Annotated in this window: 19 protein-coding genes; 9 read left to right on the forward strand and 10 right to left on the reverse strand. The window is 67.0% G+C overall.

Going from position 1 to position 20,185, the window contains the following annotated elements:
• Nucleotides 1–3 precede the first annotated feature (3 nt).
• The gene (locus CAPI_RS02880) at nucleotides 4–429 is read left to right on the forward strand and encodes an acyl-CoA thioesterase (protein ID WP_018016537.1); all 426 of its coding nucleotides are present in this window, start codon (nucleotides 4–6) and stop codon (nucleotides 427–429) included.
• Complete coding sequence (locus CAPI_RS02885; protein ID WP_018016538.1) at nucleotides 426–1,058, forward strand: DUF8185 domain-containing protein; 633 nt, start codon at nucleotides 426–428, stop codon at nucleotides 1,056–1,058. Before CAPI_RS02880 ends, CAPI_RS02885 begins: the two co-directional genes overlap by 4 nt.
• Here the strand turns inward: CAPI_RS02885 and CAPI_RS02890 are convergent.
• The 3 genes from CAPI_RS02890 to CAPI_RS02900 are packed head-to-tail and all read right to left on the reverse strand — an operon-like array spanning nucleotide 1,055 to nucleotide 4,074.
• Complete coding sequence (locus CAPI_RS02890; protein WP_245531599.1) at nucleotides 1,055–2,374, reverse strand: D-arabinono-1,4-lactone oxidase; 1,320 nt, start codon at nucleotides 2,372–2,374, stop codon at nucleotides 1,055–1,057. The genes CAPI_RS02885 and CAPI_RS02890 overlap by 4 nt on opposite strands.
• Nucleotides 2,374–3,579: an alanine racemase gene (locus CAPI_RS02895; RefSeq protein ID WP_018016540.1), complete on the reverse strand. Its 1,206-nt coding sequence runs from the start codon at nucleotides 3,577–3,579 to the stop codon at nucleotides 2,374–2,376. Before CAPI_RS02895 ends, CAPI_RS02890 begins: the two co-directional genes overlap by 1 nt.
• Nucleotides 3,580–3,624: 45 nt before the next feature.
• Nucleotides 3,625–4,074, reverse strand: a complete 450-nt coding sequence (locus CAPI_RS02900) for a globin domain-containing protein (RefSeq protein WP_018016541.1) — start codon at nucleotides 4,072–4,074, stop codon at nucleotides 3,625–3,627.
• Nucleotides 4,075–4,206: 132 nt separating this feature from the next.
• On the opposite strand from CAPI_RS02900, the gene CAPI_RS02905 reads away from it, so the two are divergent.
• Together CAPI_RS02905 and CAPI_RS02910 are read left to right on the forward strand one after the other, a co-directional pair.
• Nucleotides 4,207–5,379 (forward strand): cystathionine gamma-synthase, encoded by a 1,173-nt coding sequence (locus CAPI_RS02905; protein ID WP_018016542.1) that lies wholly within the window; start codon nucleotides 4,207–4,209, stop codon nucleotides 5,377–5,379.
• A gap of 163 nt (nucleotides 5,380–5,542) precedes the next feature.
• A complete protein-coding gene (locus tag CAPI_RS02910) occupies nucleotides 5,543–6,256 on the forward strand; it encodes a GntR family transcriptional regulator (protein WP_018016543.1) in 714 nt (237 codons plus the stop codon).
• Nucleotides 6,257–6,266: 10 nt separating this feature from the next.
• Here CAPI_RS02910 and pepN read toward each other — a convergent pair whose 3' ends face one another.
• Nucleotides 6,267–8,657: an aminopeptidase N gene (gene pepN, locus CAPI_RS02915; RefSeq protein ID WP_018016544.1), complete on the reverse strand. Its 2,391-nt coding sequence runs from the start codon at nucleotides 8,655–8,657 to the stop codon at nucleotides 6,267–6,269.
• 53 nt (nucleotides 8,658–8,710) lie between these two features.
• Here pepN and CAPI_RS02920 point away from each other — a divergent pair, with 53 nt between their 5' ends.
• Together CAPI_RS02920 and CAPI_RS02925 are read left to right on the forward strand one after the other, a co-directional pair.
• Nucleotides 8,711–9,325 carry a DsbA family protein gene (locus CAPI_RS02920; RefSeq protein WP_018016545.1) on the forward strand — a complete coding sequence of 205 codons (615 nt, stop codon included), beginning with the start codon at nucleotides 8,711–8,713 and terminating at the stop codon, nucleotides 9,323–9,325.
• 18 nt (nucleotides 9,326–9,343) lie between these two features.
• The gene (locus tag CAPI_RS02925) at nucleotides 9,344–9,817 is read left to right on the forward strand and encodes a ribose-5-phosphate isomerase (protein WP_018016546.1); all 474 of its coding nucleotides are present in this window, start codon (nucleotides 9,344–9,346) and stop codon (nucleotides 9,815–9,817) included.
• 6 nt (nucleotides 9,818–9,823) lie between these two features.
• On the opposite strand, the gene CAPI_RS02930 is transcribed toward CAPI_RS02925, so the two are convergent.
• The 3 genes from CAPI_RS02930 to CAPI_RS02940 are packed head-to-tail and all read right to left on the reverse strand — an operon-like array spanning nucleotide 9,824 to nucleotide 12,653.
• Nucleotides 9,824–10,933 (reverse strand): glycosyltransferase family 2 protein, encoded by a 1,110-nt coding sequence (locus tag CAPI_RS02930; protein WP_156806743.1) that lies wholly within the window; start codon nucleotides 10,931–10,933, stop codon nucleotides 9,824–9,826.
• Complete coding sequence (locus tag CAPI_RS02935; RefSeq protein ID WP_018016548.1) at nucleotides 10,918–11,808, reverse strand: glycosyltransferase family protein; 891 nt, start codon at nucleotides 11,806–11,808, stop codon at nucleotides 10,918–10,920. Before CAPI_RS02935 ends, CAPI_RS02930 begins: the two co-directional genes overlap by 16 nt.
• Entirely contained in the window at nucleotides 11,805–12,653 is an 849-nt protein-coding gene (locus CAPI_RS02940) for a WcbI family polysaccharide biosynthesis putative acetyltransferase (RefSeq protein WP_018016549.1), read from the reverse strand. Before CAPI_RS02940 ends, CAPI_RS02935 begins: the two co-directional genes overlap by 4 nt.
• A 63-nt stretch (nucleotides 12,654–12,716) precedes the next feature.
• On the opposite strand from CAPI_RS02940, the gene CAPI_RS02945 reads away from it, so the two are divergent.
• From CAPI_RS02945 to CAPI_RS09625, 3 genes are read left to right on the forward strand one after another with little or no spacing between them, the layout of a single operon-like run.
• A complete protein-coding gene (locus tag CAPI_RS02945) occupies nucleotides 12,717–13,745 on the forward strand; it encodes a glycosyltransferase (RefSeq protein WP_018016550.1) in 1,029 nt (342 codons plus the stop codon).
• A gap of 50 nt (nucleotides 13,746–13,795) precedes the next feature.
• Nucleotides 13,796–14,845: a glycosyltransferase gene (locus CAPI_RS02950; protein WP_018016551.1), complete on the forward strand. Its 1,050-nt coding sequence runs from the start codon at nucleotides 13,796–13,798 to the stop codon at nucleotides 14,843–14,845.
• The gene (locus CAPI_RS09625) at nucleotides 14,842–16,599 is read left to right on the forward strand and encodes a glycosyltransferase (protein WP_018016552.1); all 1,758 of its coding nucleotides are present in this window, start codon (nucleotides 14,842–14,844) and stop codon (nucleotides 16,597–16,599) included. The genes CAPI_RS02950 and CAPI_RS09625 overlap by 4 nt, the downstream gene beginning before the upstream one ends.
• On the opposite strand, the gene CAPI_RS02960 is transcribed toward CAPI_RS09625, so the two are convergent.
• Genes CAPI_RS02960 through CAPI_RS02970 form a run of 3 tightly spaced genes read right to left on the reverse strand, consistent with a single transcriptional unit; the run spans nucleotide 16,596 to nucleotide 20,077 of the window.
• Nucleotides 16,596–17,846 carry a DUF7405 family protein gene (locus tag CAPI_RS02960; protein WP_018016553.1) on the reverse strand — a complete coding sequence of 417 codons (1,251 nt, stop codon included), beginning with the start codon at nucleotides 17,844–17,846 and terminating at the stop codon, nucleotides 16,596–16,598. The two genes, CAPI_RS09625 and CAPI_RS02960, sit on opposite strands and share 4 nt — an antisense overlap.
• A 14-nt stretch (nucleotides 17,847–17,860) precedes the next feature.
• Nucleotides 17,861–19,102, reverse strand: a complete 1,242-nt coding sequence (gene efeO / locus CAPI_RS02965; protein ID WP_018016554.1) for an iron uptake system protein EfeO — start codon at nucleotides 19,100–19,102, stop codon at nucleotides 17,861–17,863.
• 24 nt (nucleotides 19,103–19,126) lie between these two features.
• Complete coding sequence (locus tag CAPI_RS02970) at nucleotides 19,127–20,077, reverse strand: FTR1 family iron permease (protein WP_018016555.1); 951 nt, start codon at nucleotides 20,075–20,077, stop codon at nucleotides 19,127–19,129.
• Between the last annotated feature and the right edge of the window lie 108 nt (nucleotides 20,078–20,185).

The raw sequence follows: 20,185 nt of genomic DNA on the forward strand, positions 1-20,185 counted from the left end.
CCCATGACAGAGTCCGAGAACACCGCCTACGTCACCGACGAGGTCACCCTGCCCGTGAGGTGGAGCGACTTCGACCGATACGGGCACGTGAACAACGCCACGTATATCGAGTACGCGCAGGACGCCCGTCTCGCGTTTGGTGCCAAACACTTCGGCGCGGGGTTGCCCGTGTTTGTGCGGCACGTCGAGGCTGATTACGCGCGCCCGATCATGCCGGACACGACCGAGGTGCTCGTGCGCACGTCCGTTGTGCGAGTGGGCACGACGTCGTTTACCACCCAGCAAGACATCCTCGACCGGCACGGCAGCGTGTGCTGCACCGTGACCAGCGTGCTCGTCGCCGTCGACATAGAGACGTCCACCCCGCGCGAAATCACCAGCCGCGAGTTGGGCATCCTCACGCAGGGCCCGGCAGAGGCCACGGAGTGACAACGGAGTCACTTCGAGTTTTCCGCGGGGCGGCGGGCCTCAGCGCCTTGTTGAGCAGGGCCACGGGGCTCGACGCCTCAGCGCTGGCGCGCTTTTCCGAGCGCGACGACATGTTCGTTGACGTCTTCGTCACCACGCCATTCGAGTGCATCGCCGCGCGCCGGGTGGAGGCGCGCGCGTCCCGGGACGGAGCCGTCGTCGCTGCGGCGGACCTCCTCGCGGCGCTGCGCGCCAACGCGAGCGAGGTCGGTCGCGCCCGAGACCCGAACTGGCCCGGGGCGCTGCCTCCCGAGGGCGGGTTTATTCAGCGCGACCTTGTACCGGTCAGCGTTGCGCGCTCGCTGGCAGACGAGGGGCGCTCCCTTGCTCGACAATTCTCCGGCCCGCTCGGCCCGCCCGCGTCACTGCTCAACCAGACAGTGCTCACCGCCGATACGGAATCCGCCGACCCAGTCGAGATTCCCATGCGGATGATCTTCACCTGCACCTCCCTGGGCCTCATCCCGGGTTTCGACGCCCCCGTCGACGTCCCCAGGCATCTGCGCGTCTCCACCGCGGGCAGGTGGGTGCGCCTCGACGCGCCGTTCGGCAGCGTCTACCGTTCCACGAAGCTCGGGCCGTTCCTCTAGCCGAATAACCGGCGCAGGTAGGGGGAGCTGAAGCGGCCCAGCGGGTCCATGGCCTCGCGCAGGGAGCAAAACTCCTCAAAGCGCGGGTACAGTTCGGCGAGGTCTTCTCGCTCGAGGTTGTGCATCTTGCCCCAGTGCGGGCGGCCTCCCGCGGCACGCACGATGGGCTCCAAAGCGGGAAAGTAGCGGGTGGGGTCCATGAACTTCGGTACGTGGATAGCGATGTACATCGATTCCCGCCCCGAGGCGGTGGACAAAGCGACGTCGTCGGCCGCGGTAGAACGCAGTTCCAGCGGGAAGGGGATGAGCCAGCGCTGACGCTCGATTTCGGCGCGGATCTCCCGCACCGCCTCGGGGCCGCTGGCCAGCGGGACGGCGTACTCCATCTCGTGGAAGCGCACCCGACGCGGAGTGGCAAACACTTCGTGGGCGCGCGAGCGGTAGGAGCTCGCGCCCATCGCCCCGACCGCGACGCCGTTGAGAAAGGGAACGGTGCGCGGCGCCGCGCGCGCCACCAGCAAGGACGCGGCGAAGACGCCGTTGCCCACCACCTCGTCCTCGATGGCGCGCGTGAGCCACGTGCGCACCTTCGGCTCCCCACCCGGGGCCGGTGCGCTCGGTGCCAGCCGCGTGTTGTTCTTCACCATCGCTCGGTCGGTGTGCGGGAACCAAAACGCTTCGAAGTGGTCAACGGCGCGCGAGCGTTCCTCCCACGTGTCGAGCACGTCGTCAATACTGTCGGTTCCTTCCACGGCGAGCAGGTCGAAGGCATCAACGCACTGCATCTCCACCTCTACGACGATGCCGAGGGCGCCGAGGGAGACGGTGATTAACCGCAGCATGTCGGGGTCGTCGTCGATGGAGTAGTCCCGGGCGGTGCCGGTGGTGTCGATAAGCGTGAGCCCCGTGACCGTTCCCGCGAAGCCTGTCCACGCTATCCCGGTACCGTGGGTTGAGGTGGAAATGGCACCGGCGACGGACTGGACATCGATGTCGCCTTGGTTCGCGAGGGCGAGGCCGAAGGGCGCGAGCAGCTGCGGCACGAGGTGGAGGCGCGTGCCCGCAAGGAAGCGAACGCGTTTGCGCACCTTATCGACGCCCACGATGCCCGAGAGCTTATCCAAGCTCACCATCGTGTCGTCGCCGGCGGCGCAGGGAGTGAACGAGTGGCCGCCGCCGACGGGGCGCACGCTGCCGCCGGTGGGAAGCGTGCGAACGAGGTCGCTGACCTCATCAACCGTTGCTGGGTAGCGGAAGGAGCGCGGCGCCGTCGCCACGGAACCGGCCCAGTTGCGGAAGGTTGTGCCTCGCCGCATCATCGCAGGGTCCATCCTTTCCCTCGGTAGGTGTCCCACGTCTCGTGGGTGCCGTCGGGTCCGACGGCGATCAGGCGGTCAACGTGCTCGGTCATCTCGCCCGCTTTCGCGTGCCGGAACCAGACGAGGTCGCCCACCGAGAGGTGGTCCGAGGCGGAGCCGCGCAGCGGTGTCTGTACCTCGCCCGCCCCCTCGGTGGAGGTGTAGTGCAGTCCCTCCGGGTACACCGGCACGGGTGGACGGTCCGCAGCGGGTGGGCCCGAAGCGATCCAGCCGCCGGAGTTGACGGTGACCCAGCCCGGGCTCGGGCGCCGGGAAACGGGGCAGGCGAAGAAGGCGGCAGGGACGTGATCGACGTGGGCAAAACGGTCGAAGAGGGCGGGGGTGTAGAAGCCTGAGCCGGCCGCAAGTTCCGTAAGCGAGGAATCCCCAGCGCTGAGCTCGAGCGAACCCGTGCCCCCGCCGTTGACGAACTCTAGGTCGGCGACCTCCCGCGCGGTGTCGACGCACGCGGCGCGACGCGGCGTGAGCTGGGCCATGGAAACTCTTCGCATCTGTCGCTTGATGGCACCAGACGCGCCGGACTCGGCATCGGCGATGGAAGCGACCTGGCCCTCGTAACCCATCAGGCCGACAAGCCGCAGGCTCGGGCGCCGCGAAATGGCCACCGCGAGCGCGCGAGTGTCCTCCGGCGAGCGGACGGGGGAGCGGCGGGGACCGATGACGGCACCGGGCAAGCGCAGGGCGCAGTCAATGTCGATGGCCACCCGAACCGGCCCGGCGCCCCCCGCGGCGGAGTCGATGAGGTCGAGGTGTTCGGTGCAGTCCACCATCACGGCGATGGCCCCGCGGGATGTGGGGTCCGAGGCGAGCTCCCGCAGCGCGCGCCGGTTGACGCTGGGGTAGGCCACGACGATGTCGCGAAATCCCTCGCGTACCAGGTTGAGCGCCTCCGGCAGGGTGTAGGCGAGGATGCCGCGGAAACCGTCGTGGCTCAGTGCGCGGCGCAGAGCCGCCACGCTGCGTAGGGACTTCGAAGCCACGCGGATGGGAAGGCCGAGGGAGCGGGTGCGCATCCTGCGCGCGTTGTGGTCAAAGGCGGCGGTGTCGATGGCGGCGCACGGGGCGTCGACACGTTCGGAGTCGATGAGCGCGGAGATGGTAGCGCGAAGCTGAGGGGAGGGTGTCGGGTCCACGGTCGGCATGCCAACACCTTAGCGTCGCGAAACTAGTGGCGGGTCGCCTTTTTCTTAGGAATTGGAATTAATCATCATGTACGCCACGCGCGTCATGTGCTCGACCAGTTGCGCGCGGTACGCGGGGGCTAGCTCCTCGTCGCTGAATTGGTCGAGGGCGGAGCCCATGAGCTCCAGCCAGCGCTGCGCCTCCGCCTCGCCGATGGAAAACGGCATGTGGCGTCGCCGCAGCATCGGCCGTCCCCGCCGCTGCTGGAACGTGTGGGGCCCGCCCCAGTACTGGACGAGGAACCAACGCAGCCGATCCTCCGCGCCTTCCCAGTCATCGGCGGGGTACATGGGGCCGATGAGGTCGTCGTCCTTGACGCGGCTGTAAAACCGGTGGACCAGGGTGCGGAAGAAGTCCTCGCCCACGACGTCATACAGAGTGGTCTGCGGAGTTGCCTGGGAGGCGGCGTGGGTGGCGGAGGGAACAGCGTTGCGGGGGGTGAGGGGGATGTCCATCGGCAGGGCCATTCTTTCGAGGTAATCCGGTTGCTCCCATCTTAGGTTTCCTCCGCGCGCGGCATCTAATTGCGGCCATACTGAACCGCTTAGTCTACAATTTCCGCAAAGCCATTCGACGAAAGGATGCTGATGCCCGGGTTTTCCACCAACGCGATTCACGCCGGATATGAACCAGACAGCCTCTACGGCGCGATCAATCCCCCGATTTACGCCTCGACTACGTTTGCGCAGGACGATCTGGCGGTGACGCGCAACGGGTACGAATACACGCGGGTGGGCAACCCCACCATTACGGCGCTGGAAAAGGCTGTCGCGGCGCTCGAGGGCAGCGCGTACGCAGTGGCATTCGCCTCCGGAATGGCGGCCATCGACACGGTGCTGCGCGTCGTGTTGAAGCCCGGCGATCACATCGTCATCGGCAGCGACGCCTACGGCGGAACCTACCGCCTGATCCAGCAGATCTTCACCCAGTGGGGAGTGGAAAACTCGGTGGTGAACATGACGGACGTCGGAGCCGTCCAGGCTGCTCTGCGCCCGAACACGAAAGCCATTTGGGTGGAGACCCCCACCAACCCCGCGCTCGACATCGTCGACATCGCCGCCATTGCGGACATCAAGGGCCAGGCGACGTTGGTCGTCGACAACACGTTCGCCTCCCCCTACCTCCAGCGCCCCTGTGAATTCGGTGCAGATATCGTCGTGCACTCCACGACGAAATACATCGGCGGCCACTCCGACGTTGTGGGCGGCGTGGTCTGTGGCAACACGCCTGAGCTGGAGGAGCAGCTGCGCTTCTTCTTTGGCTGGGTCGGGGCGATCCCCTCTCCCTTTGATACCTACCTCAGCGGCCGCGGGTTAAAAACGCTTGCCGTACGCATGGAGCGCCACTGCGACAACGCCGAAGCGGTAGCCACATTCCTGGACGCCCAGGACGCCGTCGCGCGGGTCTGTTACCCGGGGCTTGAGTCCCACCCCGGCCATGAGGTGGCAGCGCGCCAGATGAAACGGTTCGGCGCAATGGTCTCGGTGGTCTTCCACACCGAGGAGCAGGCTGTTACCTTCTGTCGCTCGACCAAGCTCTTCTGTCTCGCCGAGTCGCTCGGGGGGGTGGAGAGTTTGGTGGAGCACCCCGCCACCATGACGCACCTCGCCGTGGAAGGGTCCGCGCTGGCCGTGCCGCGCGAACTGGTGCGCATTTCCGTCGGTATCGAGGATGAAGCCGATCTTATCGCGGACCTCGAGCAGGCTCTCGCGGTCGTCGCCGCCGGGGCTAAGGGGGCCCAGGCTTCCTTATCATCCTAAGCGGGCCAGGTGTGAACGTTTTATCTACGCTCTTATACACTAAACCATCTGTTATGGAAGCGGGCCTAGGTCCCTTCGGTCTCTTCGCCCCGCGCTTGTATGCGGTATTGTTTATAAATGCTCGTCGGCCCGCGATAAGACACGACAGCGCTAAGGAGTTTCCATGGGGCGCAAGCCCGCTTATGTGGCGATAGCCGAGAATCTGAGGACGCGTATTACCTCCGAGGCCCTCCGCCCGGGCAGCCGGTTACCCGCAGAGCGCGAGCTTGTCGACGAGTTCGGGGTGGCGCGCATGACGGTCCGCCACGCCTTGGACCTCTTACAGCTCGAGGGAATCATCGAGCGACGCCGCGGGCGCACCGGCGGCACGTTCGTTCGGGCGCTTCCCCCCGTCGTCGACCTCGGGGCGCACTCGGGCCTCGTTCGACAACTTACCGGGCTGGGCAAGCGTATCCATACCGCACCGATTGCCAGCGAGCTCGCAGTCCCGCCCCGCCGCGTCGCCGCCGAATTCCAGCTCGGCCCCCACGAGCTGTTATCCATGCGCCACGTGCTCCACTACGCGGATGATGTTCCCGCGTTTGCCGAAACGACCTACGCCCGGCCGGGATGCTGCTCCGTGGACGAGGGGGAGCAAGGCGGGGCCCTCTGCGACGGCACGCTCGCCGCTGCAGCGCAGCCTGGGAAGCGACGCCGCGAAGACACGCTCAACCCCGGCGTTGCCACCGATGCGGAGCGGGAGGATTTGCGCCTGGCCGTAAACGCCCCAGTTCAGCGCATTACGCGCCGTGTCTTCGAGGGCGACGAGCTTATCAGTTTTTCTGTTCTCGTTGTCCGCGCAGACGCGGCCCAGCTGCGCGTCGTCTGCGCGGTGTAGCGCCGCCCGCTTAGCTACCCGCCTGGGCGTCCACCGCGCGATTGCGCAGCGCCCGCTTGACACGGTCTTGACCTTCCAAGAGGATGCGTCGCAGCCCGGCCGGAAGGTCCTCGCGCGCGAGGAGCGCGGCAGCCTTATCGACGCCCTCCTGGCTGACCTCCCACACCGGGTAGATTCCCTCGAGCGTGCGCTGCGCCATCTCGTTCGTCAGCTCGTCCCACAACCGAGGCGCGATCTCGAAGTACTCGTCCGTGAACTCGTGCAAGCCGTCGTCGTCGAAGGTGAGGCCATCCATGAGGTAACGCGTCTCCAGGTTGGACCGCTTCCCGCCCACGATCTCCTGCCACGCCCACCGCTTGTCGGTTACCGCGCGCGCACGTAGGCGGGACACCGCTCCTTCCGAGGATGCGTCCTCAACCTCGTCGGCTGCGGACACAGGTGCAGCGCCGGCGGCGATCAGGCTGGTCAGCGCCAGCCACCGCAGCTCCCGGTTGTCGGTGCTTTCCACCAGGCGGGCGAGGTGCGCCTGTGACTCGGCATCTGGGATCAGGCGGGCAAGCGCGCGGTCGAAGATGACGGCGGGCTCCTTGCCACGGAAAGCCTCGCCCAGCAGCGCCCTGCCTTCCGCGCGCCAGGCGGGATCGACGTAGCGGCGAACGGCGGCGGACGCCTGTGCCAAAAGGCGTTCCTGCACGGACGGCTGGTCTTCGCCGGCCGCGAAGCGCGCGACCAGACGGACGAACTCGCGCGCGGGGAGCGTCCCGCCCCGCGCGGACTCCCACGCGGCTGACCAGCACAGCGTGCGGGCGAGGGGGTCGGCAACCTCCCCCAGGTGGGCAAGGACGAAGGTCATGTGCTCAGGGGTGAGGCCCATCAGGCAGTAGGTGAGGTCCTCGTCGTTGACCAAGGCGAGGTCGTGGGCCACGCCGGCGAACTCGGGTACCTCCGTGCGATCCCCGGTCACGTCCACCTCGGTGTGGTGGGTGCGGACAACGTGGCCGTCGACAAGCGAATACAAGCCCACGCCGACCCTATGGGTGCGCATCACGTCGGAGTCCTGAACGATGGTGAAGGAATCGCCGGTGATCTCGGGCGTGAGGCGGGAGACGCCCGTCGTTCGCAGCCATTGCTGCGACCAGGTAGACAGGTCGCGTCCGCTGGCGCGCTCGAGGGCACCGAGTAGGTCGGCGAAGGTGGCGTTGCCAAAGGCGTGGTCGTCAAAGTGGGCACGCACGCCGGCGAAAAACGCGTCGCGGCCCACGTAGGCCTGGAGCTGCTTGAGGACCGAAGCGCCCTTGGCGTAGGTGATGCCGTCAAAGTTCTGCTCGGCGGTTTCGATGTCTGGGGCGTCAGCGGCGATGGGGTGGGTCGAGGGGAGCTGGTCCTGCTCGTAGGCCCACGCCTTTTCCACCGCGGCGAAGGTCACCCACGCGTTGGGGTACTCGCCGATTCCGGTCTGCGCGACTGCGGCAGACCAGGTGGCGAAGGACTCGTTGAGCCACAGGTCATCCCACCACTGCATGGTGACAAGGTCGCCGAACCACATGTGCGCCATTTCGTGGAGGATGGTGTCATTGCGGCGCTCGATGCGGTAGGGCGTGGGCTCGGAGGTGAACACGTACTCGTCGCGGAAAGTCACCGCGCCGGCGTTTTCCATCGCGCCCATGTTGTACTCGGGGCAGAAGATCTGGTCGTACTTGCCAAAGGGGTAGGGGCGCCCAAAGTTGGCGTGGTAGTAGGCAAAACCGTCCTTCGTCTGCTGGAAGACGCGCTCATAGTCCAGGTGCTCCATGAGCGAAGCGCGGGCGTAGAGGCCGAGTGGGATCCGCGATTGCTCGTCGGTGTAGAGGTCCGTGACGTGCTCGTACTCGCCAGCGCATACTGCAACGAGGTAAGGCGACAGCGGGTACGTGATCTCGCAGGACCAGGTGTTGCCCTCCCTGGTAGCTTCCTCGTTGAGCACCACGACGTACTTCTCCGGCGCGGTGACCTTCACAGAGTAGGTCCCCTTGAGGTCTGGCTGATCGAAGCAGGCGAACACTTTCATCGCGTAGGCGGGCTCGAACTGGGTGTAGAGGTACTCCTTGCCGTCTGCGGGGTCGACGAAGCGGTGGAGGCCCTCCCCGGTGTGGTTGTACGAGATGGTGGCGTCGACGACCAGTTCGTGCGTGCCGTCGACAAGCGAAAGTGCCCGCCCCTCGACCTCGTGGCCGTCAAGGGTGGCCGTGAAGCTGTCAGCGAGGAGGTCAAAGAAGGTCTCGCCGGCACCCGACGTGAAGCGGACTGTCGTACGCGACGTGAAAACCTCGCTGCCGGTGATATCCAGCTCGATGTCGTAGTGGATGTCGCGGATCAAGGCCGCTCGTTCGTTCGCGTGGGCACGCGTCAGGTTCGTCTTCATGCGGACCAATCTACTCGGGCACTCACAGCACTAGAGATGGCTAGGGTAGAAGCATGGCTGAGAAACTAACGTTTTGGTTCGACGCAACCTGCCCCTTCTGCTGGCAGACCTCCCGCTGGATGAAGGAAGTAGAAAAGGTCCGCGACGTCGAGATCGACTGGGTGCCCATGTCGCTCAGCGTCCTTAATGATGGTCGCGACCTGCCCGCCGATTACGCCGCGGCGATGGAAGCCGCCTGGGGTCCCGCGCGCGTCTTCGCCAGGGTCAAGCAGGACCACCCCGAGTCCGTCGACGCGCTCTACACCGAGATGGGTACCGCCATCCACCCCGGTGGCAACGGCGGGCGGCAGGGCTCCGGCGCCTACGACGACATCATCGCCGAGGCGCTGAGGAACCAGGGGCTGCCCGCGACCTTGGCGGAGGTAGCCAACACCTCGGACGCCGACGACCTGCTGCGCGGTTACCACGCCACCGCGATGGAGGCAGTCGGAGACGAGGTTGGCACCCCCGTTCTCAAGCTGGGTGACACCGCGTTCTTTGGGCCCGTCATCACCCGCGTCCCTACCGGCGAGGAGGCAGGGTCGCTTTTCGACGCCACCGTGCAGCTGTCCAGCTTCCCCTACTTCTTCGAGCTGAAGCGATCCCGCACCGAATCGCCCCAGTTCTAAGGAAGTAGGTTTAGACGTATGCGTATTTACTTGGGAGCGGACCACGCCGGCTTCGAGCGGAAAAACCAGATCGCCGAGCACCTGCGTGGGCAGGGCCACGACGTGATCGACTGCGGGGCCTTCGCATACGACGCCGCCGATGACTACCCGGCCTTTTGCATCGCCGCAGCGGAGGCGGTCGTGGGCGACCCCGGGTCCCTCGGCATCGTCCTCGGCGGCTCGGGAAATGGCGAACAGATCGCCGCCAACAAGGTCACGGGCGCGCGCTGCGCTCTCGCTTGGTCAGAGGAGACGGCCCGGCTTGCCAGGGAGCACAACAACGCCCAGCTCATCGGTATCGGCGGGCGCATGCACACCGAGGAGGAGGCGCTGCGCATCGTGGACGCGTTCGTCGCCCAGCCCTGGAGCGACGAGGAGCGCCACCAGCGCCGCCTCGATATCGTGGCCGACTACGAGGCGACGGGGATCGCGCCCGAGGTGCCGAAAGCCTAGCCGGCCTCACCAGCCCGCGAAAAGGCGCTCGAGGCGCTGGGGGGCGTCGAGAAGCGTCAGGCCCATCTCCTCGCCGCGGGAGCCCTCGCTTGTCGACGCCAACGCCCTGGCCCGCGCCGCGACGGACGAAGTCCCATCCGGGAGGGAACGGGAGCGGTCAGTGGCGCTGCGGTAGAACGCGACCGGGTCCGTGAGAGACCAGGGCCGGCGGAGGGTCACGCGGATCCGCTCACCGGCGGGGACGCCTGCAGATACGCGCGGGTCCGCGGCGAAGAGCGGGGGGACGGCGGGGGTGTAGACGTGGGCGTCGATGCGCAGCCACGACGCTATGACGGCCTCGCACACCCCGGGTACGGGGAAATCTGGAACGACGACAGCGACGTCCGCGGTGTCGAAGACGACGCCCGCGGGCCGGGCAAGCGGGTGAGTCACGCGCCGGGCGAGGGCCGCCGTCTCCACGTTCTTCACGCGGGCCTCCTCGCTGGCGGTGGGGTGGCGCTTGCCGAAGTCCACCTCGGCGTGCGTCGCCGTGGCGCCAGGCTCGTGGGCGAAGGTCGCGCCGCTGTTCCATGCCCGCCAGCCGAACTCCCAGTCCTCCCCGCCGTAGCCGACGAAGGAGTCGTCGAACCCGCCGAGCTCGGAGAAAAAGGGTCGCGAGCAGGTCAACACGGCGGAGATGATGTAGCGCCATGAGGTGTCGTCGGCGTCGCTCAGGTGGTGCGTGCGCGCCCAGGCGTCGGCAAGCCAGCCGGGCTCGGCGCGCTCTGGGCCCGTAAAGCGCGTCCCCACGACGATGGCCCGCTCGTCCCGCTGCACGTGGGCAACGACCGCGGAGAGGTAGCCCGGGGAGGGGACGGTGTCGCCGTCGAGGAAGGCGAGCACTGAACCGGTTGCGCGTCGCGCCCCGAGATTGCGGGCTGCGGCGGCGCGGAACCCGAGGTCTTCCTGGGCCACGACGACCGCGTCCCGCACACGTGGTAGCTGCGCGGACCCGTCGTCGGCCACCACGATCTCGACCCGCCCCGGGTAGTCCTGGGCGCGAACGCCGGCGACGACTTCAGCAAGGCCGGCCGGGTTGTTGTAGTGCGGGATGACAACGCTTACGTCAGGCCACACGCCGCCCACGCCTTCCGCCACTCCTCGGCGACCTCTACCCAACCGTAGACGGGGGGTTCCACCACCTGCGGCTCGAAGGCCTCCGTTGCTGCGGCCCAATCCCCGTCCGCGACCAGCGTGACGCGCCCGGGCAACCATTCGTCGATCTCGCGGGTGTAGGCGGAATCGGTGGCCAGCACGGTGCGGCCCGCGCCCAGCCACGTCATCAGGGACCCGGAGGCGGAAAAGTGCCGGTGCGCGCAGACGGGCACTTCGGTGCGTCCCATTTCCACGGCGAGTTGGGCGTCGTCAATCCAGCCGGTGATTTCCGCGTAGGGGGCGAGGCGCTTGGCCCAATCCTCGTGGCCAGGGGAGACCGACCCGAGAAAGCGCAGGGTGTGGCTGCCCCCGAGCGAGGAGATGAGATCCTCGTGCCCCTTGCCGGGGTAGAGGTAACCCAAGACGCCGACGGTTCCGGGTACGGGGTCAAAAGTGGACTCGATCCGCGGGATGGGCAGGCGGATGACCGTGGGGTCGCCGTCGAAGAAGGAGGCCTCGTGGCGCGAATTGACGACGGCCAATGTCGCCGCGTCGGCCACGCGCCGGTAGGCGGCGGCGCGCCGGGAGAATCGGTCCTCGCCTTCCTCCGGTTGCGGAATGTCATGCAGGCTGATGGAAAAGGGGCGATCGCCGAGGCGTGCGAGGAGAGCGTCAACGGCATCTGCGGGGGAGGGGCCGAGGAGGTGGTCGGTGAACGTGACGTGCACGGGGCCGCTGGGAAGCGGGTTGTCGCTAAACGTCTCTTCGCGCAGGACGGGGGCGTTCACGGCCTCGGCGAGCGCGAGCGCGTAGGCGGTGACCCCGTGGGTGGAGGGGCCGACGATGAGATGGTTCACGCGGCGAGCCCCAGCGCTGCGATGCGATCGGCGTGGCGCACCATGCCGTGGGCAACTAGCCGCGGCCGCTGGTGGTAGAAGTCGAGCTGCTCTGCCTCGATCTCGGCGCTGTCGACCTCGCCGGTGCCGCGCCGCGTCCACGATCGACGGCCCGGGTCCGCTACCCCTAACGCGGCCGCCGCGGCGGCATCGATCGGGGCGTCGAGCTCGTCGAGCATCTCGTAGCCCGGGAGTGTGACGGGCGCCATGCACCCCAGCGCGTCGAGGACCCCACTCGCGAGGACGGCAAGGGTCTCGTTGTCGGGGTGGTTGACGGTGTGCCACACGGGTGAGGTGTCCAGGTACGACGACACCTCCACCGAACCGTGACGCCGTTCCCGCGAGCGGATCTGTTCAACCGACATGGCCGCGACGCGCCGCAGCTGCTCCGCGGAGACCGGGCCGCCGGCCGGGGTTTCACTCCCGCGCGCGGCGGCCACCAGAATCCTCAGGTCGTGGTAGGGGACGACCGGCGGGTTGAGGGACGGGTCGTCGGGGTCACGGATGATCGCTTGGTAGGGCATCAACCCGTCGTAACGCAACACCGGCACAACGACGTGGCGCGCGCCGCGGGGAAGGTGCCGGATCATCTCGGAGGTACCGACGGGCAGGCCGCGGTATCGGTCGCGGATCGGCTGCGTCACAAGAACGTCGGTGTGCCTCAAACGGTCCGTGAACCACGCCATGTCGGATTTCTCGAGCTCGTGAACCGGCGCAATGCGCTGGGAGTCGAATTCACCGGTGCTGGAAAGGAGGCGGCGGAGAGACTCGGCCTGGCAATTTCCTACGACGGTGAGGGTTGGCATGGCCCTTATCTAACAACGGAATCAACCCCCCGTACAAACGAATGAGGGGTCGCTTATATTGAAATGGTGCTTATCCGTGAACGAGCCGCGAGGGTGCTGTCTATTCCAGCGGCGCACCCATACGCGCAGGCAGTCCGACCCGCGTGGGTGAGCTATCTGCCTGACCCGGATATGGGTGGCCACTGGTGGCCGCACCCCGCGCTCGAGGCGGAGTACTGGCGCTCCACGGAATTCGACGGTATCGACGGTATCGACGGTATTGACGGTATAGACGGTATCGACGCAGTACACATCCACTTCGGCTACGAACACCGCACACCCGAGCAAATCGCCGAGCTCGTTGACGCCCTCGCGACGCGGGGCATTCCGCTCGTCGTCACGGCCCACGATCTGGATAACCCGCACCTCGAGCAGCAAGCGGATCATCACCGCAGGCTGTGCACGCTGATCGACGCCGCGGCGGCAACCATCACGCTGACCCAGTGCGCGGCGGATCGCCTCGCCCGGGACTTCGGCGCCCGCGACGTCCACGTCATACCTCATCCGCGAGTGGTTGACCCAGCCTTGGCTCCGCACCCTGCTCAGCGCTCGGGGGTTGGCGTATTTCTCAAATCGCTGCGCTCCAACGTGGTCGCGGACCCGGCCTTTTACCTGGCGGTCGCCCGGCGCGTTCCCCTCACCGTCTACGTCCACGACACCGCCGCCACCCGCGAATTGCGCGCCGAACTATCCGGGCAGCACAACATCACCGTGCGCGTCCACGAGCCCTTCAGCGACGCCGAATTGTACGCCGAGGTTGCCTCGCTGACGACGTGTCTGCTGCCCTACACCCGGGGCACTCACTCGGGCTGGTTGGAGATGTGCCGGGATTTGGCCACCACCGTCGCGGTGCCTGACTGCGGGTGCTACGCCGACCAAACGGACACCCCGGCCGCCGTGGCGGTGTACCCCGTGGGTGACGGGGAGGCGGCGGCGAGGGCCGTCGAGAAGCTCTCTGCCCTTGGAACCGCGGAGTACTCCGGAGACCGCGCTGCCCAGCTCCGTGACATCGTGGAGGCTCACGCGCAGATTTACTCCGCGGTGATGCGATGACCGTAGTCTTGTCTGCCGGGGTAAAAACCCGCGGCATAAGGAGACGCCGCGTGGCGTTTATCGGCCCGGCCCGCTACCCGGTGCGCGAACCCTTTGCCGGAGGGCTCGAGGCGTTTTGCCACATTACGGTCAATGAGTTGCGCGACCTCGGGCACACGGTGGATTTCTTCGCCGCCGGCGGCTCCGACGGGAACGTGAAGGAATTCGAGCTGCCCGGGGTGAACTGGGGGGACCGTGCCGCCGACGCCTCCGACACCACCTACCCCGAGGGGGGCAAGGAACGCGAAGACGCGGCTTTCGCCGAGCTGCGCCGGTTGCTCGTGCAGCGCGGGTATGACGTCGTGCATAACAACAGCCTGAACCCCTTCATGTTCCCCGGTGAGCACTCGCCCGAGCCCCTGCCCATGATCACCACCTTTCACACCCCGGAGCTGCCCGAGGTGCGCGGCGCTATCCTCGCCGCGGGTGCGCGAGCCGGGCGGTTTACCGCGGTGAGCCGCCTCACCGCATCTGACTGGCGCATTCCGCAGCCGATCGCGGTGATCCCCAACGGCGTGAACGTCGAGCGGTGGATCCCGGGGCCGGGCGGGCCCTGCGCGGTGTGGTTCGGGCGCCTTGTCCCGGAAAAGGGTCCTCACCTCGCTATCGACGCCTGCGCGATGCTCGGGCTGCCGATCTTGCTGGCGGGACGCAAGGGCGACCACGGTTACTTCGAACGCGAGCTCGCGCCCCGCCTAACCGGTGGCCACGCGCGGTGGCTCGGGGAGTTGTCCCATGCCGAGCTGCGTCGTCTGGTGGGGAACTGCGCTGTCTCGCTGGTGACGCCCCGCTGGCAGGAGCCGTTCGGACTCGTCGCGTTTGAGTCGATGGCCTGTGGCACCCCCGTCGCCGCCTTCGACCGGGGTGGCCTGGGTGAACTGCTGCGGCACTCGCCTGCGGAGTTGGCTACCCCCGACGACGTCTCCTCCCTCGCCGCCGCCGCTTTGCGGGCGCTGTCCCACGACCGCGTGGCGGTCCGCCAGTGGGTGGTGCGCAACCACAGCCTGCGCCGCACGGCGCTGCGATACGCCCAACTCTACGAGGAGGTTGCCGTCCAATGAGCCTGACCATCGGCATGTACGCCCACCACCACGGGTCCGGGCACATCCAGCGCTGCCGCGAAATCCAACGGGAGCTGCGCGAGCTCGGACACACCGCCGTCATCCTCTCGACGCAACCGAGCGCGGACATCGTCCTACCCGATGACGCGGGCCACGGCCAGTCCGGCCGGGCCATGACAGCGGGCGGCTCCCTCCACTACGCGCCGTATGACAACCGGGGCCTGCGGGAGCGCTATGCCATCATCGCCCAGTGGATCGCGGAGAACGACCCGGATGCGTTCTACGTCGACGTCTCCGTCGAAGTAGGCGTATTCGTAAGACTGACGGGTGTGCCCGTCATTTCCCTGGCCATGCCGGGTCTGCGCGACGACGCCCCCCACGAGCTTGCCTACGCTCAGTCCGACGCCATTGTCGCCGCTTGGCCGTCGTGGGTATCTACCCCGCGCCACCTTGCTCAACACGCGTCGCGTCTGCATCCCGTCGGCGGGATCTCGCGGCTTCGCCCCAACCCGGACGTGTCACGCGATCCACGCCGCATCGTCGTGATGGCTGGGATGGGCGGCTCTACGTGGGAGCCGGAGGATTGGCGCGCGGTGCAACGAGCCTGCCCCGACTACAGCTTCATCTTCTTGATGGGGGACAACCGCGTCGACGACCCGACGGACATTCTCTGCGGAGCCGGTGTCGTTGTCACCGCAGGCGGCCAGAACTCCGTCGCGGACCTCGCCGCCACGCGCACACCCGCCATCGTCTTGCCCCAGCCGCGGCCCTTCATCGAGCAAAAGGCGGCGGCGCGTGTCTTGGGTGAGGAGGGTTTGGCAGTTGTCGCAGAGTCTTTCCCCCCAGCCGAGGAATGGCCAGGCCTCATCCGCCAGGCGGAGGACCTCGCCGCGGATTGGTCGCGCTGGGAGACTGAAGGGTCGGCGCGCCGGGCGGCGCAGGTCATCGCGGACGTCGCCCACGACCCGCGGCACGCCTCGACGGCGGTGGTGACCCTGGCGGATCGCTCCCGCAGCGCCCACCTGACTCACCAGGTCAACCTCCTGCCGGAGGGGGCCGACCATATCACTTCGGCGCTCGCCGACCGTGAAGCACTGGTCAAGGCCGTACCGAAGAGCCACGTCATCGACGCCCCCAGCCGAAACCTCGCGGCGGCGCGCAACGCGGGGGCGCGCGCCGCGATCGAGCGCGGTAACGACCACCTGATCTTCCTCGACGCTGACTGCGCAGCCTCCAACGACCTAGTCTCGCGCTACTCCGACGAGCTCGTCCGCCATCCCGACGCCGTCCTCGCCGGACCGGTGACCTACCTAAACCCAGGGGAGCTGCGCACGACAAACCCCGACCCGCATCCCGCCCGCCCGAACCCGCCGCGCGGGGAAACGCTGCCCGCCGAAGATTACAACCTGTTCTGGTCTCTGTCCTTCGCCGTGACGGCCCAAACCTGGGAGCGCATCCTCGGCGCGTTCGGCGGTTTCGACACCCGCTTCCAGGGATACGGCGGGGAGGACACCGACTTCGCACGTAACCTGGAAAAGCACGGTTTTGAGCTGCTGTGGGTGGGCGGGGCGCACGCTTACCACCAGTGGCACCCCGTCTCCAGCCCGCCGTGGGAGCACCTCGACGACATTCTCGCCAACGCAGCCTACTTCCACACCAAGTGGGGGAGCTGGCCGATGGAGGGGTGGCTAGAAGCGTTCGCCGAGGCAGGGGCCATTTCGCTTGTCGACGGCGCCTGGGTCCGCACCGGTTAAGCGAACATCCCCTCGCCGACGAACCCCTCAGCACCCACTCCTGGGGGGATGAGGTAGGTGCCAGTGTTCGTTGTCTTCAGGTACTCGGTGAACATCTCGTCGCGGGACATGGACCGGTGGACCGTCGCAAAGCGATCGGGCGTGCGGGTAAAGGCGACGAAGAACAACCCGGCGTTGAGGCGGCCTTGTTCCGAGGAGCCGTCGACAAAGTTGAAAGGCCTGCGCAGCATGCGGATCCCGCCATTCTGGTCCGGGTGCACGTTGTAGAGGTGGGATTTGTGGTCGATGACGGGCACACCGCGGGCGTTCGTGGCGGCGAAGTCGGGCTCGTCGAACTCGCTCGTTCCGGATAAGGGGGCGCCTTCCGGCTTGTCGCGCCCGGTGACTCGTTCTTGCTCGGACAGGCGCAAAGTGTCCCAGATCTCAATGTTCATCTGGATGCGGCGCACCGTCATGTAGGTGCCTCCTGCGGCCCAAGGCTGGGAGGATTCGGCGGGGATCCACACGTGCTCGGCCAGGGCGTCGGTGTCCTCAGCCTTGATGTTGCGCGTTCCATCCTTCTGACCGAAGAGGTTACGGGGTGTGGACTGGGCCCCGGAGGTGGTGCCTGCCCGGCCGAACCCCACCTGCGACCAGCGCAGCGCGGCCGTTGGCACCGCGAGCCGGGTCAGATTGCGGATGGCGTGGCTGGCCACCTGGGGGTCGTTGGCGCACGCCTGGACGCATACATCGCCCTCGGACGCGGCTTGGTTGAGGAAGTCGTTGGTCATGGTGGGCATGGCCGTAAACTCCCCCGGGAGAGACTGGCGAAGACCCAGCGACTCCCGGAAGAACGACCGCCCGAAGCCGAAAGTGAGGGTCAGGGCGGCTGGGCCTAGGTCAGACGCCTCCCCGGAGTCGTCTGGTGGGAAATTCGCGCCACCGCCAAACGAGCCCTTGGCGGACACGTCGCCACCGAGGGCGAGACGGCGAGCCGCGGCGGTCCACCGCATGAGCAGGTCGATGACGTCCGCGCGGTCCACGTCGGCGGCGAGGTCATAGGCCGCGAAGTGCAGGTTGTTCTGCATCGGGGTGACAATGCCCGCCTGGTGCTCACCCGTGAAGTCAACGATCAGCTCTTCCGGGGAGGTCTGTGCTGCGTGCGTCGAGCCCGACCGCGAGCAGGCGGTCAAACCGGACCCTGCCGCCCCGGCCGCGACGGCGGAGGCCCCACCCAGCGTGAGGAAGCGCCGGCGGTTCAGCTTCATCGGTGGATGCCTCCCTAAATGCCCAGGACGGTTCCGGTGAGCTGGCTCAGCGGCTCGCGCAACGCGTCGATCGCGCGGGTGAGCTCCGCCTGCTGGCCAGCATTGACCTCGGTGTAGTCGGGGAACCCCCCCTGTTCTGCGGAGCCGTACTTGTTCAGCAGTTCTTGGACGGCGTCGAAGCGCGTGGTGATGTCGTCGACAAGCTTCGTACCCTCCTCACCTCGGTCGGCGGCGATGGGTGCGACAAGGTCGAACGCGATGCGCGCGCCCTCGAGGTTCGACTGGAAGTCATAGAGGTCCTTGTGGCTCCACCAGTTTTCCTCCCCGGTGACCTTGTTGGTCGCGATCTCTTCGAGCAGGCCGATTGCGCCGTTGGAGATGGTGTCGATGGTGACGTCGTTGTTCTCCGCAAAGTTCGCGTCGCGCACAAGACTTTCCAGGGTCTCGACATCACTCACAAGCTGGTCGGCGATCTTTTGGCGCTGCTCGCGTGTCGACGGCGCCCAGTCCAGGCGGGCCGGCGACCCGTCGGCGTTGGTCGCGTCTTCGGCGGGAACCCACAGGTCTTTTTCGATCCGGTGGAACCCGCGCCACTCGGTGAAGGACGGGTCCTCGGCTGCCAGGTGATCGGCCTCCGCGATGTAGTCAATCTCGCGGTAATCGATCTTCGCGTCGAGGATGCCCAGGGCCTCAGCGAGAGGCTCGATGCGCTCGTAGTGGACGCGGGTGGCGGGGTAGAGTTCCCTCGCTCGGTCGTCCTGCCCCGCGGCGTAAGCGGCTGCGAATTCCTGCACCGCGGGGACGAGTGCGGCCACCTCGTTCTGGGTGAACTGGGTGTAGGAGGTCACGGCGGCGTCAAAACGCTCTTGATCGTCAGCGTCAACGGCAATCGCCTCGCCGGTCACGGTGAAGGCCGCTTGGCCGACGTTCGGGCCGCGCAGGCCCGGCTTGCACGCCGTGTAGTAGTTTCCCGGTGCCAAGGAAACGGTGAGGCTTGCCGTCTCACCTGGGGCGATGTTTTCTCGCTCGGCGACGACACGCAGTCCGTCGTCAGCGAGGAGGTAGAACTCTGTGATTTGGCTGCCCTCGTTCTTAATGGAAAACGTTCGTGCGCCACTGTCCGCGGAGGTGGCCGACACCTCGCACTTGTCGGAAGTGGCGGTCACGGTGAGGTCACCGCCAGAGGAGTTTTCGACACACGAGGCGAGGGGGAGGGCGGCAGCGCCAACGGCGAGGAGGGAAGCAATTCGCTTCACGGGGAGAAGTCCTTTCGGCAGGGATTAGGAAGGGGAATGAGTGAGGGTGCGCAGGCTGGCAACGGCAGGCTCGTGCCGGGGAGCGTCCTCCTCGGCACGAAGGTGGCGGATGAACTTCGGCACGACGACCGCGAGGTATGTCAGCCACGCGACCACTTGGAGCCAGCTCATCTTCGGCTCGAATCCCGTGATGGCCTGGAGGAACGTCGCTGTGAAACCGGCGGGGTCAAGCGAGCCTTCGAGGTTGAACGCCCACCCAAAGGGGAACGACGCCATCCAGAAGGGGTAGGTGGCAAAACCCGTGAGAACCTCGCCCGTCCGCGGGTGCGTCGGCGCGATGGGCGCTCCGGAGAAGGGGCCGGGCAGAAGCTGGGCCTCCTGCAGGTCGTGGATGGCGTACGCCAAGACCCCAGCGGCGACCACAATGAGCAGGGCCGAGGAGACCGCCAAGAAGGCGGACATGCGGATGGTCAGAGCACCGCGGTAGATCAGCCATCCCAGCCCGACTGCGACGGCGATTCCCAGGAACGCGCCCGTCACGGCGGTGGGTTTGACCACCCACCCCCACATCAAGAGGGTCAGCTCCAGGCCCTCCCTGGCGACGGCGATAAACGCCACCCAGAACACAGCACGTGACCCGGTTTTCAACGCCGTGCCGGCCTTGGCGTCGAGGACGCGGCGCATGGTGCCGCGCTTGTTTGACATGGACAGCACCATCCCCGTGATCATCGCCACCGCGACGAGCGAGAGGATGCCACCGATCGCTTCCTGGGCCTTGAAACTCAGCCCGTAGCGACCAAACGTGAGTAGCGCTCCGAGGCTGGTGCACAACGCTGCGGCGAGAGCCACACCGAGCCAGACCGAGTGCCGCGCGCTGGAGGCGCCCCGGCGCTGGATGGCGGCAAGGAGAATACCGACGATGAGCGAGGCCTCGAGGCCTTCGCGCATGCCGACGAGAAAAGCGGCGATAAACATGCTGCGGGTTGTCCTCCGACGTGCGGAAAGGTTCCGCGCCCCAGCGCCTAGACAACAGTGGTGCGGAACCCGGAACAAGGGGTCCGGGTTAGTGTAGGACAACCTTAA

This window comes from Corynebacterium capitovis DSM 44611, assembly GCF_030440535.1.
Classification (GTDB): Bacteria; Actinomycetota; Actinomycetes; order Mycobacteriales; family Mycobacteriaceae; genus Corynebacterium; species Corynebacterium capitovis.